The sequence below is a fragment of the Kitasatospora sp. NPDC001095 genome (assembly GCF_053598615.1).
Genome location: NZ_JBSFKQ010000023.1, coordinates 76,031 through 90,732, shown reverse-complemented (window position 1 = coordinate 90,732; position 14,702 = coordinate 76,031). Strand labels below are relative to the sequence as shown.

General features: G+C 72.7%; 12 protein-coding genes. 4 read left to right on the top strand and 8 right to left on the bottom strand.

The genetic code is table 11. From position 1 onward, the window contains the following. Positions 1-213: 213 nt before the first annotated feature. The 5 genes from ACWDBB_RS20465 to ACWDBB_RS20445 all read right to left on the bottom strand — a co-directional run bounded on the left by ACWDBB_RS20465 (position 214) and on the right by ACWDBB_RS20445 (position 5,842). Positions 214-3,987: an endonuclease/exonuclease/phosphatase family protein gene (locus ACWDBB_RS20465; RefSeq protein ID WP_449790957.1), complete on the bottom strand. Its 3,774-nt coding sequence runs from the start codon at positions 3,985-3,987 to the stop codon at positions 214-216. 114 nt (positions 3,988-4,101) lie between these two features. Continuing rightward, positions 4,102-4,551, bottom strand: a complete 450-nt coding sequence (locus ACWDBB_RS20460) for a peptidase inhibitor family I36 protein (protein WP_449790956.1) — start codon at positions 4,549-4,551, stop codon at positions 4,102-4,104. A 330-nt stretch (positions 4,552-4,881) separates the two neighbouring features. Next, the gene (locus tag ACWDBB_RS20455; RefSeq protein ID WP_449790955.1) at positions 4,882-5,037 is read right to left on the bottom strand and encodes a zinc-binding dehydrogenase; all 156 of its coding nucleotides are present in this window, start codon (positions 5,035-5,037) and stop codon (positions 4,882-4,884) included. Between the two features lie 76 nt (positions 5,038-5,113). After that, positions 5,114-5,539, bottom strand: a complete 426-nt coding sequence (locus ACWDBB_RS20450) for an organic hydroperoxide resistance protein (RefSeq protein ID WP_449790954.1) — start codon at positions 5,537-5,539, stop codon at positions 5,114-5,116. 54 nt (positions 5,540-5,593) lie between these two features. Beyond that, the gene (locus ACWDBB_RS20445; protein WP_449790953.1) at positions 5,594-5,842 is read right to left on the bottom strand and encodes a hypothetical protein; all 249 of its coding nucleotides are present in this window, start codon (positions 5,840-5,842) and stop codon (positions 5,594-5,596) included. A 296-nt stretch (positions 5,843-6,138) separates the two neighbouring features. Here ACWDBB_RS20445 and ACWDBB_RS20440 point away from each other — a divergent pair, with 296 nt between their 5' ends. Then, entirely contained in the window at positions 6,139-8,982 is a 2,844-nt protein-coding gene (locus tag ACWDBB_RS20440; protein ID WP_449790952.1) for a helix-turn-helix transcriptional regulator, read from the top strand. 9 nt (positions 8,983-8,991) lie between these two features. On the opposite strand, the gene ACWDBB_RS20435 is transcribed toward ACWDBB_RS20440, so the two are convergent. Then, on the bottom strand, positions 8,992-9,360 hold the full coding sequence (locus tag ACWDBB_RS20435; protein ID WP_449790951.1) for an esterase/lipase family protein: 369 nt from the start codon (positions 9,358-9,360) through the stop codon (positions 8,992-8,994). 231 nt (positions 9,361-9,591) lie between these two features. Here ACWDBB_RS20435 and ACWDBB_RS20430 point away from each other — a divergent pair, with 231 nt between their 5' ends. From ACWDBB_RS20430 to ACWDBB_RS20420, 3 genes are all read left to right on the top strand, one after another. After that, positions 9,592-10,659: an alpha/beta fold hydrolase gene (locus tag ACWDBB_RS20430; protein WP_449790950.1), complete on the top strand. Its 1,068-nt coding sequence runs from the start codon at positions 9,592-9,594 to the stop codon at positions 10,657-10,659. Positions 10,660-10,692: 33 nt separating this feature from the next. Then, entirely contained in the window at positions 10,693-10,893 is a 201-nt protein-coding gene (locus ACWDBB_RS20425) for a hypothetical protein (protein ID WP_449790949.1), read from the top strand. Between the two features lie 132 nt (positions 10,894-11,025). Beyond that, complete coding sequence (locus ACWDBB_RS20420) at positions 11,026-11,154, top strand: LuxR C-terminal-related transcriptional regulator (protein WP_449790948.1); 129 nt, start codon at positions 11,026-11,028, stop codon at positions 11,152-11,154. A 7-nt stretch (positions 11,155-11,161) separates the two neighbouring features. Here ACWDBB_RS20420 and ACWDBB_RS20415 read toward each other — a convergent pair whose 3' ends face one another. Continuing rightward, positions 11,162-13,882, bottom strand: a complete 2,721-nt coding sequence (locus tag ACWDBB_RS20415; RefSeq protein WP_449790947.1) for an AAA family ATPase — start codon at positions 13,880-13,882, stop codon at positions 11,162-11,164. Positions 13,883-13,947: 65 nt separating this feature from the next. Then, complete coding sequence (locus tag ACWDBB_RS20410) at positions 13,948-14,274, bottom strand: hypothetical protein (RefSeq protein ID WP_449790946.1); 327 nt, start codon at positions 14,272-14,274, stop codon at positions 13,948-13,950. Between the last annotated feature and the right edge of the window lie 428 nt (positions 14,275-14,702).

Below are 14,702 nucleotides of genomic sequence, written 5' to 3'. Positions count from 1 at the left end.
TGCCGGCCCACCTCCGCCGGGTCCACGGCCGGGTGGTCCGCATCAGCCGCGAGACCCTGCGCTGTCCACTCGCGCTCGGGTGACGGGGGGATGCCGGCCTCCACCACCGATCACGGGACAGAGCCTAATTCGTGATAGACCCCGAACGACGAGCGGCCGGCCGTCCCGGGGGGCGGCCGGCCGCGCGGGTACCGGCGGCCGGCGCCGCGCCGGTTACTGGGTGACCGTGCGGAAGAGCCAGTGGAGCCTGGCGGTCGCGGCTCCAGGGCGGGTGATGGTGACCGTGTCGACCAGGGTGCTGCGGGTCAGGTCGAGGTGGTCGTCGGGGCTGGCGAAGTTGGACAGTAGTGTCCCGTTCGGGCCGTCGTTGGTCTTGCACCACAGGTAGCCGTCGTCGTCGGGGCGGTAGTCGCCCATGGTGACGTAGTCGCCGTTCTGCGGGGCCCGGGGGTAGGCCGCCGTGGAGTTGACGTACTGGCGGCCGTAGACGAGGTAGACGCAGTTGTCGCCGCCGTCCGGTCCCGCGGAGATGGCGCTGAACCGCTGGTATGACCCGTGCGATTCCGGGGCCAGGAAAACCGGGTAGGGCGTGGTTTCCAGGTCGTCGACCGAGAGCGCCGGGGCCGGGCCGCCGGAGTCCGTCGCGACGATCTCGGTGAGCTGCGTGCTCTCCTGGGGGTCCTGGAGGAACCAGCGCTGGTTGGCCGTGCCGTCTTGGTCACGGGCCACGATGCCGAGGCCCGGGCCGAGGTCCGTGAGGAACTGGCGTGTGAGGTAGTTCTGCAGGGTCCAGGTGCCGTCGCCGTGGTGGACCGGTTGCCAGAGCTGGTCGAGCGCCGCGTTGGGCCACAGCACCGTCCGGGCGTCGCGGGCTCCGCCCTCCTGGCCGAGGTAGCGGCCGGCGTAGGGCGCGTTGGCGTGGAAGAGGCGGTAGTAGCCGCTGTACTCCGGGTCGGGCGACAGGTTGAACACCTGCCCCTGGATGGTCGCCCGGTTGATCGGCTGGTCACTGACTGCATGGGTGCTGCTGCCGGGGGCGGCCACGTTGGTGGTGGCGGCGTTGCGCAGCACGGAGGGGCCCGCCACCGGCACCGTCACCGCCCCGGACCGCGGCGGGTTCGGCAGGTTGCCGACCTCCATCACGACGGGGTAGTGGTCCGACAGCAGCACGTTGCCGGCCCGGTTCATTCCCAGGACGCTGGGATTCGTGTTGCCGACGGGAACGGCCGCGTAGTCGAGGACGCGGTCCGGGGTGTTCGAGTTCAGCCGCCGGACGGTCGGATGGGTCGGCACCGCGGGGGCGTGCACCGTGAACTCGCCGGCGACCGCGGTGGCCAGCGACCTGTCCGTCTCGTTCGGGTCGGCGGGGGGCAGCGGCGCTCGGTTGTAGTCGCCGAGGGCGATCCAGGGCAGCGGGCTCTGGTTGGGACCCGCGGTGGCCATCCGCTGCCGGATGTTGCGCAGCAGCCCGGGGTCGTCGTTGCCGCTGCCCGACAGGCCGTGGACCGTGAAGTACACGACGCCGTCGACGCTGATGCCGAGGGCGGGCCGGCCGGTGAAGCCGTTGTCCCGCCCCGCCTCGATGACGTACACGTCCTCCCGCTGGACCTGGTAGCGGCTCAGGATGGCCAGGTTGACCCGGCCCGTGTCGGTGTTGGGGTCGCTGTCCGTGTGCAGCCAGTACAGGTAGCCCTGCGGCCTGGCGCCCGTTCCCCCGTACCGGTACTCGCGGACCGGGGGCGTGCGGCCGGCCCAGTCGAAGAAGACCGGCGGGTTCTGCGGGATGTCCTGCTCGAACGCGGCGCCGCTGGGCGGGGCGCCGGCCTCCTGGAGGGCGATGATGTCGGCCTGGTTCTGCCGGGCCAGCTGGCTCACTCCCAGCGTGTACTTGCTCTCGTAGGCGGAGGAGTCCTCACCCGTCCCGCCGCCGGTGCCCGCGCCCTGCATGTTCCAGGTGGCGATCGTGCGGCGGTTGCCCGCCCGGGGGTCGAGGTCGCCGCCGGTGTCCCGCAGGAACAGCGAGGGCCGCTTGCCGACGTCGGTGGGCACGACGCCCTGGCCGGTGAAGTCGAGGGTCTCCCGGCCGGTCCAGTCCGGGATCGCCTGGCCGCCCTGGCTCAGCGGCTGGAACCTGCTCGGGGAGCCGTTGGCGGAGCCGAACTGGAAGGCGGTGCCGGACTGGGTGCCGTACGGCGCGTAGGGCTCGTACGGTCCGCCGGGTGTCGCCTGCTTGACCATCGTGTTGTTGTAGAAGACGTTCTGCGGGCCCGAGGAGCCGGACCACTTGACCGCCTTGGGACCGGCCGCCCACCAGATCGGGTACCACGTCCCCTCGTCGAGCTCGCCGCCCTCACCGCCGCAGTTGGTCGTGCAGTTGCCCGAGCGGTGCTCGTACGGGACCCTCAGCGTGTTCTGCTCGAAGAGGTTGTCGTGCTCCCAACCGCCGTGCAGGTTGAGGTCGGAGTCGAGGTCGTTGCGGAAGGCGACGTTGCCGCTGGCCGACCACTGGAAGGTGAAGTGGCGCAGGTTTCGGCTGAGGTTGTAGGCGTACAGGGAGTCCCAGACCCGGCTGCCGCGCAGGTAGCCGTTGCCGCCCTTGCCCTTGTTCCAGGCGCCGTCGAAGCTGTTTCGCTCGATCTGGAGGTTGCGGGCGTCCTCGGTGACGATCGGGTGCGAGCCGGTCATCTCGGCCTTCAGTCCGCGGGCCCAGTCGTTGGCGGCCCACTTGAAGACGATGCCGTGCATCGCGTACTCGGGCGCCATGTTGCCGTAGTTGTGCACGGCCTGGGCGGGGGTCAGGTCGTAGGTGCCGCCGCCGAGCTTGGGCAGGCCGTTCATGTCCTGGGTGAAGGCGAAGTCCTCGAAGCCGACGCCCTCGACCACCTTCAGCGGGGTGACCTTGCTGGCGTACGGCTTGTCGGCCAGCGCGGGGGAGCCGTCGGAGGTGGAGTCGACCGGCAGGTCCCACTCCAGCGGGCGGTCTAGGGTGACCGTCTTCGCGGCGGCGTCGATCGCGTTGACCCGGAACATCTGCTGCCGCATGTGGAGGTTGTCCATCTGGCTGCGGTCGGAGACGCCCTGCTGCTCGTAGAACTTGACGCTGTTGGCCGCGCCCACCCAGACGTAGCCGCCCAGGGAGAACTTCTTCATGTCGGCCTTGGGGTCCAACTGCACGACGTCCTGGCCCTGGCGGGCCGCCCAACCGGGATCGGAGGCCTGGGCCGCAACTTTGATGCCGGAGGCCCAGTGCTGGTTGACGCTGCCCTCGAAGATGTCCTTGCGGTTCGCCGGGGCGGCGGCCCAGTCGTCCTGGTAGCGGTCGGCGATGTCCCGGGTCTGGACCCGGAACAAGCCGCGGCCCGGCCAGATCCAGCCGCCGGTGCCGACGTCGTTGCCGCTGCCGGCCTTCATGCTGTCCTGGTCCCAGCGGCCGTTGACCAGAGTGTCGTAGCGGGTGTTGACGTCGGGCCGGAACACCAGGCGGGTGCCGCCGTCGCCGGAGCCCTGGCCGCGCAGGACGAGGTAGTCGGCGTCCACGTAGATCTGCCGGGAGACGTCGATCCGGCCGGCGGGCAGGGAGATCAGCGAGAGGCTGTTGAAGTTGGCGTTCGGCGAGCAGTTGGCCTTGACGTCGTCGATGGCCTTCTGCAGGCCGGTGGTGTCGTCGGTGCCGTCGTCTGCCCGTACGCCGTACTTGGCGGCGAGCACGTCGGGGGTGATCCGGCAGGCGGCGTTCGTGGTCAGGTCGCCGTCGCCGGGCAGGGGCCGGCCGCCGCGGAAGCCGACGCGGGACCAGTCGGGCATGCCGGCTGGCGGGCCGGTGCGGTTGGCGGAGCTCAGGTCCGGGCCCTCGGCGCCGGGGCCGGCCGTGACGGTGCCGACCGCGGCCGGGGCCGCGGTGGCCGGCGCCGCGACGGCGAGCGCCGGCAGAGCGAGGGAGAGCAGCAGGCCGGACAACAGCGCGGCCGTTGGTCGTAGACGTTTCACGGGACCTCATTCCGGGGGGTCACAGAAATGCCCCCGGCTCCTTCGACGAGACGGGGGCGGTGTGGTGAACGGTCCGGTCCGCCGGCAGTGGCGCCCACGGACCGGCCGCGGCTGCTAGTAGCAGCCGAACCGCAGGCTGGAGATTCGGTCGTTCTTGTAGTAGTCGGGGCCGCCTGCGTCGTAGTCGGCCTTCTTGCCCCAGCTCCAGGCCGGCGCGTAGTCGACCTGGGAGGGGTGGAGCTCGCCGTAGGGGTCGTCCCAGAACTCGACCGAGCACTGCGAGTTGTTGATCCAGGAGGACACCTGGTTGTCGGCCAGGGTCCCGTTCAGGAAGTGGACCTGCGTCAGCCGGACGATCAAGCTTCCGCTGCCGGCGGGTGGTGGGATCACGATCGCCTTCGAACCCGTGCCGCCGCTGTTCTGGTAGAGGCAGAGCGCCCAGTCCGGGCAGCCGTCGTACGGGGGGTTGGCGGCGGAGGCCGGCGTCGCCGAGAGGAACATCACCGCCCCGGTGATCGCACCCGCGACGGCGGTGGTCGCCAGCTTGAAGGATTTGAGGGCCACGGTGGAACTCGCTTTCCGGGTCTGCCTGCGGCTGCGACGCAGGCGGGTGACAGTGGTCGTGTGCGGCGGGCCCCGGGTCGGGCTCTTCGCACCACGAGGCTCCCGGCGAGGGGGAGTCGGTGGCAACGGTCAAATGACTCCGGGCCGCCACGCCCCCGGCGCAGGGAGAACACGCCCTCCTCGCGGATCTGCTCCGCGGCGCCCTCGATGATGCGCCGCCTGGTCGCGACGCCCTTGCGGGTCAACGGCACGTTCCCTCCTGGTGCGAGCTGTCGGCTCCCGATTCGGGTCCCGCTGAAGTGCGGACGCGAGGACATCGGGTCGGCCCGGTCACGGTAGGAGCAGCAGCTTGCCGGTGGTGCGCCGGGACTCGACGTCCGCGTGGGCCCGGGACGCCTCGGCGAGCGGGTAGCGGCCGGTGATCCGCGGGGTCAGTCGCCCCTGCAGGACCAGGTCGAATACCTCGCCGGCGCGCAGCATCTGCATTCCTTCCTCCTCACGCGCCCCGGCCGGCCCGCTCGTGCTCGGGGCCGGCCGGGGCGTACCCGAGTGTCGCGGGTGCTCAGACGGCCACGGCCTCGATGGTGACGGGGATGTTGCCGCGGGTCGCCTTCGAGTACGGGCAGATCAGGTGGGCGGCCTCGGCAAGTTCCTCGGCAGTGCGCTGGTCGACGCCGCCGAGGCGAGGGGACAGCGTTGCCAGGAGCGAGAACTCGCCGTCGTCGCCGTGGCGGAGGGTGACCTCGGCGGTGACCTCGGTGCTGGTCAGCCTGATCGTGCGCTGGGCGGCGGCGTGGCGCAGGGCTCCCAGGAAGCAGGCGGCCCAGCCCGCGGCGAGGAGCTGTTCCGGATTGGTTGCGTCGCCGGCTCCGCCCCACTCCTTGGGGATGGACAGGCGGTGGTCGAGCAGCCCGTCGGTGGAGCGGACGGTGCCGCCGTTGCGGCCCTCGCCGGTGACTTCGATCGTGGCGGTGTAGCTGACGGACATGGCGGGTCTTCCTTTCTCGGACTTTCTCGGAGTGACGCAACTGCCCACGAGGCATCAGTACGTGCGGGGCTGCTCCCAGTAGACGGCGCCCTGCTTGGGGGTGGCGAAGAGGAAGACCGTCGCGGCGTACGCGATCAGAGCGGGTGCGTACCGGGCGAGGAAACCGTCGCCTTCGAGGTTCCACCCCTGGAGCCAGCCCCCGTGGGAGTGGACCGATGTCAGCTGGATCCGCGTGGTCCCCTGCTCGCGAACAGCCACCTGCCCCCACCCGGTGCTCGCCATCGCGGATGGTCGGCTGACCATGGGTCAGCATGTTGGGCAGTCAAGGCATTTCCTCTCGTTGAATTCCTGCGGTTCAACAGTCGTGCACGGCTGCGGCCCGGAGCATCGGTCACTTGACCGAAGTCGTGATCCGCGTTCCGCGGCCGATTGTTTTCCCGGAACCCCAGTCATGTGACTGACGACCCGCACGCGGTCCGCGGGCCAGGGGGCACTGGCCGCCCCGGCCCGGGTACGGGCCAGGGTTCGACACGGGCTCGAAGGGCCCGCGTTCCCGGGATCGTGGTCGGCGGTCGGCGAATGCGGGAAGGGGCCGGGGCATGACTGGGTCGCAGCGGTGGGGTGTCACCACGAGGATGGTGGGCCGCGAGGAGGAGCGGGCGCAGCTCGCGGCGTTCCTCGGGTCCGTCACGGGCCGGGCGCTCGTCCTGCGGGGGGAGGCGGGGGTCGGCAAGAGTTCGCTGCTGGGCCACGCCGTCGCGCTGGCGGAGCAGGAGGGCCACGTGGTGGTCCGGGCCGCCGGCGTCGAGGCGGAGTCCGAGCTGCCCTATGCCGGGCTGCACCAGTTCCTCCATCCGCTGCTGGCCGACGTCGAGCCGCTGGACGACGGGACCCGGGCGGTCTTCGATGCCGTGTTCGGCGGGGCGCAGGGCGATCGGCCTTCGGTCATGACGCTCGGCATCGCCGCTCTCAACCTGCTGTCGCTCGCCGCCGCACAGCGGCCGCTGCTGCTGGTCCTCGACGACGGGCAGTGGCTGGACGACGCCAGCGCCGACGTCTGCGGCTTCGTGGGCCGACGCCTGGCCGGCGGCCCGGTGAAGCTCCTCGTCGCGGTCCGCACCGACCTCACCTCGCGCTTCGACACCGCCGCACTGCCCGAGCTGCCGGTCGACGCCCTCCCCGACGAGGAGGCGGCACTTCTGCTGGACCACCGGTATCCGGACCTGGGCCGACAGGCCCGCCGGATCGTCCTGGACCAGGCCCAGGGCAACCCGCTGGCCCTGGTGGAGCTGCCCGCCCACTTCGCGGGCCGGTCGAGCGACGCCCCGCTCGAAGACCTCATCGGTCCGCGCGGCGTGCCGCTGCCCCGGCAGCTGCAACGGCTGTTCGGCGCCCGCATCGCGGCCCTCGACGAGCAGGTCCGGGCCGAACTCCTGACGGGCGCGCTCGACGGAGCCGGAACCTCGGGCGGCACCGACGCCGTCCCCGGCACCCGCTACGCCATGCGCGACGCCGACACGGCCGTGGCCACCGGTCTGCTGGACATCGACGCGGTCACCGGTGATCTCGTCTTCCGCCACCCGCTCGTACGTTCTGCCGTCGTGCGGATGGCCACTCCCAACCAGCGCCGCGCCGCGCACCTGGCGCTGGCGCAGCTTCACCGGGAGAACCTCGAACGCCGGGCGACGCACCTGGCGGCGGCGACGGTCGATCCGGACGAGGAGGTCGCCGACGTCCTGGAGGCGGCAGCCGCGTCGGCGACCCGGCGCGGCGGCACGCTGGCGGCCGTGAGCTGGCTGACCCGGGCCGCCGAGCTCAGCGAGAACCACACCGACCGGTCCCGGCGCCTGACCGACGCGGCATTCGTCGCCGGTCACGCCGCCCGCCTCGGCCAGGCGCACCGGCTGGTCCAGGCGGACCTCGCGCCCGGCTCGACGGAGTCGCCGGCCTCGGTGCTGGCGGCCGCCTACCGGGCGCTCTACCAGGACGGGGACGTCCGCTCCACGCACCGCCAGGTCTCGGCCGCGATCGAGAAGCTCCGGGACCGCGGGACAGCCGCTGCGCCGTCTGTCGGCAGCACCACTGCGTCGACCGCCGGCAAAACCGAACCCGACGAGGTCCTCACCCGGCTGGTGGTCCTCCTCCTGGCGATCAGTCAGTTCGGCGGGGATCGCGCGGTCTGGGAGAGCACGCGCGAACTCCTGGCCTCCATGGGCGACCTCGTCACCGAACACTCGCGCCTCTTCAGCGACACCTGGAGCGATGTGACCAGGCACGGGGCAGGCTGGGCCGGGCCGGTGCGACAGGCCGCCGCCAACCTGTCGAATCTGGAGCCCTGGGACGTCACTCGGTTCGGCGCGGCCGCGTACCACCTCGACCTCCTGAGCCACTACCGCCCCCACCTGCAGCGCGTCGTGGACCGCGAGCTGGAGACCGGAGCCGTGGCCACCGGCATGGTCATGCTGCACCAGCTCGTGCTCGACCAGATGGCGGCCGGCGAATGGGCCCAGGCCGAGGAAACCGGACAGCGCGGCCTGGACCTGGCGACCGAGCACGGCCACCGGCTGTTCGCCACCCAGAGCCGCGCGTACCTGGCCCAGTTGGCGGCGCTGCGCGGACAGGTCGGGCGGGCGCGGGACCTCCAGGCCGAGGTGGACGCCTGGGCCCGCCCGCGCGGACTGGGGTTCCTGACCCAGATCGCCGACTCCGCCGGCGCGACCGCCGCGCTGGGCTCCGGCGACTACGAGGCCGCCTACCTCTACGCCATCGGGATCACGCGGCCGGGCACGTTCCGGCCCTACACGTATCAGGCCTCGCGCACCCTGCTCGATCTCGTCGAGGCCGCCCAGCACACCGGACGCGTCGAGCAGGCCCGGGCGCACGCCCTCGCCGCCCGCGACGCCGGTCTGCCGTCCGTGTCGCCCCGCCTGGCGCTGATCACCTACGGCGCGCTGGCGATGACCGCCGAGGACGAGCGGGAGGCCGCCGAGATGTTCGTCCGGGCCGAATCCCACCCGGACGCCGCCCGCTTCCCGTTCGAGCTGGCCCGGATCCGGCTGGCGCACGGCGTCCGGGTGTGCCACGTCCGGGGCCGGGCGGCGGCGCGGCCGTACCTGGTCCCGGCGGCCGAGGCGTTCGAGCGGCTGGGCGCGGCCGGCTGGACCGAGCGGGCCCGGGCCGAACTGCGCGCCACCGGGACCCCGCCCCGCGTCTCGACGCTGAACCTGGCCTCGCTGACCTGGCAGGAACGCCGCATCGCCGACCTGGCCGCCAGCGGTCTGACGAACAAGGAGATCGGCGAGCGGATGCACCTGTCGCCGCGCACCGTCAGCTCACACCTGTACCGCATCTTCCCCAAGCTGGGCATCACGGCCCGGGCGGCGCTGCGCGACGCGCTGAGCCGGACCGACACCCTGAGCCGGACCGACGCGGCGCAGGTCTGACGCCCGCGCTCAGCCCTGTGCGGCCACGGCCTCGATGCCGTTCGCGGCCGGCCCGGCGAGGACGTGGTCGGCGGCGGCACTGCCGAGGTCGGCTCCGAGGAGGTGCTGGACGATGAGGCCGCCGACCGAATGCCCGATGAGGACCGGCGGGTTGTCGAAGGCGCGCACGAGCCTCTCGTAGTGGGCCGTGAGCGCGGCGAGCCCGAGGTCGCGAAGCGGCCCGGGACCGCGGCGGACCTGGTCGGCGGTGGGGGCCTCGCCGGGCCAGCCCGGGACGCACACCGCGTAGCCGTACCCGGTGAACCGTTCGGCCCAGCCCTCCCGGGAGGACCTATGGAACCACGCACCGTGGATGAGGACGACGGGGGTTTGCTTCACGGCCGGACCTTCCGATTGCACACACCACGGCGCACGACGATCCGCCGGCATCGCGGCGCTCCTTCGAGGATCACCGAGCGGAAGCACGGCGGAAACAGTCGAATGACTGAAGGTGGCGGCCCGGCAGAGCCTTCACGCCCTTTCGGGTGTCGCGACGTCATGTGACTGATGCGTCAAGCCGGTTGCCGAAGAACAGTGGAGGCACCGGCGGGCCTCCAGGAAGGATCGGACATGATCAACAGGCGAACGTTCACCAAAGCAGTCGGCCTCGGCATGGGCGCCACGGCGGTGTCGGTCGGCGCGGAGTCGAACGCTCCGGCCGCCTTCGCGGCCGGCTCCGACCGGCCCGGCCGCCCGGCCCCGGTCATCCCGACCATCGCCCCGGGCACCCACACCGCGTTCACCGAGCTGAAGCGGGTCCGGGCCGGCGTGCTCGACATCGGCTACGCCGAGGCCGGGCCCAAGCACGGCCCGGTGGTCATCTGCCTGCACGGCTGGCCGTTCGACATCCACAGCTATGTCGACGTGGCGCCACTGCTGGCCGACGCCGGCTACCGGGTGATCGTGCCGTACCTGCGGGGCCACGGCACCACCACCTTCCTGTCCCCGACGACCGTCCGCAACGCGCAGCAGGCCGCGATCGCCGTCGACGTCATCGCTCTGATGGACGCCCTGAAGATCCACAAGGCGGTGCTGGCCGGCTTCGACTGGGGCTCGCGGGCCGCCGGCACCGTCGCGGCGCTGTGGCCGGAGCGGGTCAAGGCCCTGGTGGCGGTGAGCGGTTACCTCATCGTCAACCTCCCGTCACAGCGGAACCCGCTGCCGCCGAAGGCCGAGCACACCTGGTGGTACCAGTACTACTTCGCCACCGACCGCGGCCGCATCGCCATGGAGACCAGGCAGAACCGGCACGACCTGTGTCGGCTGGTGTGGGAGGAGACCTCCCCGACCTGGAAGTTCGACGACGCCACCTTCGAGCGCACCGCCACGGCCTTCGAGAACCCCGACTACGCCGCCGTCGTGATCCACAACTACCGCTGGCGCCTGGGCCTGGCCGACGGCGAGCCCCGCTACGAGCGCTACGAGCAGCTGCTCGCGGCCCGGCCCGCGGTCACCGTGCCGACCATCGCCGTGGACCCCGCCCTCGACCCGTTCCTGCCCACCACCGACGGCAGCGGGTACCGGAGGTTCTTCACCGGCCGGTACGAGCACCGCCTGCTCGAGGGCGTCGGCCACAACGCGCCGCAGGAGGCGCCGACGGCCTTCGCCCAGGCCGTGGTGGACGCCGACCACCTCTGACCCACGCGCATGCCGACCACAGGAGGTACGGACGTGAGTGATCCCGGTCCCAGCACGAACGGACAGGCGGCGGCAGTCCGCAAGGCCCGGTTCGGCACGCTCCCGGAGCGTGTCGCCTTCGAGGACATGGTCGAGGAGAAGGCGGTGCCGTCGGCGTACCGGGCGGTGGGCGCCCACGACCCCGACGCGCTGGCGGTCAGGTTCTCCTGTCTGGCGGCGGATCTGGGTCTCTGAGCGCAGCGGGTCGCGTACGACAGCGTTCGGGTCCGTCCCCGCCCGGGGGACGGACCCGAACGTGTTGTACCGCAGGTCTCAGCCGCGCGAGGGGCGGACGCAGCGGAAGCTGCTCGCGGCGTTCGGGTCACCGTGGCCGGTGTAGCCGAGATCGGAGCGGAGCTCTTCCCCAGTGCGCGGACGGTCGAGCGGCACCTGCGCAAGGTGTTCACCAAGCTCCGCACAAGCTCACGGCGGGAGTTGCGCACGGCGCTGCCGTAACCCGCGGCTACTGCCCGGCCAGGGCGCCGTCGAGCTCACGGCGGGAGGAGATCCCCAGCTTGGCGAAGACCTTGCGCAGGTGCCACTCGACCGTGCGGGGGCTGAGGAACAGCCGCGCTCCGATCTCCGCGTTCGGGTGCCCGCCGGCCGCGAGGCGGGCGATCTGCGCCTCCTGCGGAGTCAGGACCGGCGCGCCGGGGGCCCGCTTGCGGACGGTCTCGCCGGTGGCGAGCAGTTCGCGCCGGGCCCGCTCGGCGAACGCCTCCATGCCCGTCGCCGTCGCCGCCTCGTGCGCCGCCCGCAGTTCGGTACGGGCCTGGGCGCGCCGGTTCTGGCGGCGCAGCCACTCCCCGAACAACAGTTGGGCCCGGATCTCGAACACCCGGAGCCCGCCCCGGCCGAAGTGGTCGACGGCCTCGCGGTAGCGGTCCTCGGCATTCTCCGGTGCTCCGGTCAGGGCCTCGGCGACCGCGTGCGCACCGAGGGCCCAGGGTGTGCCGGCCCGGCTCCAGTCGGCGAGCCACTCGCATGCCCGGGCCGCCGCGGCCGGGTCGCCGGCCCGGGTCGCGGCCTCGACCAGCTCGCCGCAGGTCCACTGGCACACGACGAGGTCCCGGTGCTCCGCGCCCCGCAGCGCCGCCTCCAGGGCGAGCGCGTAGTTGCCCAGACCGTTGTGGAGCACGGCCCGGGCGCACGCCGCCACGCCGACGAGTCGTCCCAGGCCGCGCTGCGCGCCCTCGTGTTCCAGTGCCTCGATCGCTTCCAGGGCCGGTCGTTCCCCTCCCCGGTACGCGCTGATCAAAGCCGCTGTGGCCATGCGCGGCACCGTGCCGGTGGCCTTCTCGATGGCCGCGGCCTCGGCCAGCAGGTCCTCGGCCTCGGCGAAGCGCCCCGCGTAGCTCAGCGAGGCCGCCCGGTAGGGCAACGCCGTCGAGAGGACCGACAGTGTTCCCGTCCGCCGGGCGAAGCGGACCGCCCGGTCGCCGGTGTCCAGCCAGCCCGGGAGGTCGCCCAGTACCGGGGCGGCGTTCGCGGCCGCCCACAGGACCGACAGGTCCTCCTCCTCGGTGAGCGAGCGCTGCGCCCGCGCCAGCAGCGGGAAGGCGGCGACCGGCCCGTCCACGGTCCAGGTGACCAGGGCCCGAAGGAAGACACCCGCCGTCTCCTCGCCGGCCGGCAGGTCGCGAGCGGCCTCGGCAACCCGGCGCAGTGCGCCTTCGTCGTACCGGCCGACCCAGAGGGCCGCGTCGAACGCCGCGAGGTAGGTCTCCCGTGCGGCGGCCGGGTCAAGGTCCCTGAGCGGGCCCGCCGCGTCGAGCAGCGGCCGCACCGCGCCCAACCCCGAGTCGGTCATGGACGAGGCCCTGGCCCGCAGTCGGCCGGCCTGGGCCTGCTGCAGCCGGTCCAGCGGCCCCAGTTCGGCGGCGGCCAGCAGATCGGGCACCCGGGCCGGCAAGCCTGCGGCGACGTGGGCCGCGGCGGCCGCCAGCGCGCGCCGTGCCCGCTCCTTCGGGTCGGGGGTGAGCGCCGCGGCCCGTTCCAGGAAGGACGCGGCGGCCGCCCGGCCACCGCGCGCCAGGGCACGGTCGGCGGAGCTCTCCAGCGCCGCCGCCACCTCCTCGTCCGGCCCGACCGCTGCATGGGCCCGGTGCCACGCCTGCCGGTCGGGGTCGCGCTCGGCGTCGGTGGCCTCGGCCAGGGCGCCGTGCGCCGCGCGCAGCGCCGCGGCATCCGCGCCGCGCCACACGGCCGAACGCACCAGCGGGTGCCGGAACCGCACCGGGGCTCCCAGACTGATCAGGTCCGCGGCCTCGGCCGGTGCCGCGGCCTCCAGCCCGATGCCCAGCAGGCGCAGGGCGTGCCACAACAGCGGCCCGTCGCCGACCGGTTCGACCGCCGCGACCAGCAGCAGGGCACGGGTGTCGGCCGGCAAGGCGTCGACGCGCCGCCGGAAGCCGTCCTCGACCCGGGTCGCCAGCGGGCCGGCGCCGGGCCCGCCGAAGCCGAACGCCAGCTCCACCGGTGACAGGCCCCGGGGCAGCTCCAGCAGGGCGAGCGGGTTCCCGCCGGTCTCGGCCACGATCCGGTCCCGCACCCGGGCGTCGACCGGCCCCGGCAGCACGCCGTCCAGCAGCGCCCGGGCGTCGGCATCGGCCAGCCCGCGCAGGAGGAGGTCCGGCAGACCGGAGAAGCCCTCGTCCCCCTTCCCGTCGGTGATCCGCTCGGCAAACACCAACGCCACCGATTCCGCGTCCAGTCGGCGCCCGACGAACGCCAGGATCCGCTGGGACATCAGGTCCAGCCACTGCGCGTCGTCGACCAGGCACACCAGCGGGGACCGGGCCGCCGCCTCGGCGAAGAGGCCGAGGACCGCGATCCCGACCAGCAGCATCTCGGGCGGGTTCCCCGTGCTCAGGCCGAACGCGACACGCAGCGCGTCCTGCTGCACCGGCGGCAGTCGGTCGAGCTGCGACAACAGCGGGGCACACAGCCGTTGGAGGGCCGAGTAGGCGAACTCGGCCTCGGCCTCGACCCCCGCCGCGCGGACGACCTGCGCCTCCCCTGCCTCCCCGGCCAGATGATCGAGCAGCGCCGACTTGCCGACGCCCGCCTCACCCCGCAGCACCAGCACCCGGCTGCGCCCGTCGCGCACCTCCCGCAGCAGACGGTCCAGCACCGCCAACTCCCGGGCGCGCCCGAGCAGCTGGTGTTTCGCGTGTGGCGGCATGGCACCTCCGGCAGGAGTTCCTCCCGGAGGAGCTACGCCCCCATTCTACGAACCCGCCGGCACTGCTACGGGGCCCGGTCGAAGCCGGTCTTGAACAAGGCGTAGCCCTGGGCGAAGGTGGCGATGAGGAAGACGCTCCAGGCGGTTGCCGTCAGCCAGAGCTTGTTCCGGATGCCGGCCAGCGTGTTCTCGTGCTGGAAACCGCTCCAACTGCGCTCGGTCCAATGGCCCAGGTACGCCTGGTGGTTGCTGGTGGGCAAGGTGCCCAGGACGGCGATGAGGGCGTCGCCCGTGTCCTGGGTGAACGCGATGCTGGGGGTTCCGACGATCGGCAGGGCGCCGTCGAGCAGCTCCGGCTGGGACCAGCGGTTCTCGCCGTATTGCTGCGTCATGACGTACGCGTGCCCGTCCACTCCGCGGTGGCGAGGGCGATCTGGTTCCAGTAGGTGCTGTAGGGCCAAGGAGTCGGCCGTCTCGCTCCGGGTCCCGGGAACAACGGCCTCCCTCCAGTTCGCGCCGTCGAAGTAGGCGGTGTACTGGCCGAGGTCGTTCGCGCTCCCCCACGAGAGGAGCATCTGGTTGTTGCGGAGCTGGATGGCGGACGGCGAGAGGGTGGGGCCGGGTGACCACGTTCCCCGCGGGCGACCACCGGTCTCCGAGCTGACTCTGCGAGGGGATCCCGCCCAGGGTGAACCGCGGCTGCGTGGAGTGGATCCGCCCGTCGGTTCCGGTGTGGAAGACGTGGAAGCCGTTGATGGTGCACACCACCCGGGGCGCTACCAGCGTCTCGGTGCCCGGGAAGACCACCGGCCTACCGTTG

Coding starts and splice junctions, on each gene's coding strand:
- ACWDBB_RS20440 (WP_449790952.1), top strand. CDS start 6,139: ATGACTGGGTCGCAGCGGTGGGGTGTCACCACGAGGATGGTGGGCCGC.
- ACWDBB_RS20415 (WP_449790947.1), bottom strand. CDS start 13,882: ATGCCGCCACACGCGAAACACCAGCTGCTCGGGCGCGCCCGGGAGTTG.
- ACWDBB_RS20450 (WP_449790954.1), bottom strand. CDS start 5,539: ATGTCCGTCAGCTACACCGCCACGATCGAAGTCACCGGCGAGGGCCGC.
- ACWDBB_RS20445 (WP_449790953.1), bottom strand. CDS start 5,842: ATGGTCAGCCGACCATCCGCGATGGCGAGCACCGGGTGGGGGCAGGTG.
- ACWDBB_RS20455 (WP_449790955.1), bottom strand. CDS start 5,037: ATGCAGATGCTGCGCGCCGGCGAGGTATTCGACCTGGTCCTGCAGGGG.
- ACWDBB_RS20410 (WP_449790946.1), bottom strand. CDS start 14,274: ATGACGCAGCAATACGGCGAGAACCGCTGGTCCCAGCCGGAGCTGCTC.
- ACWDBB_RS20430 (WP_449790950.1), top strand. CDS start 9,592: ATGATCAACAGGCGAACGTTCACCAAAGCAGTCGGCCTCGGCATGGGC.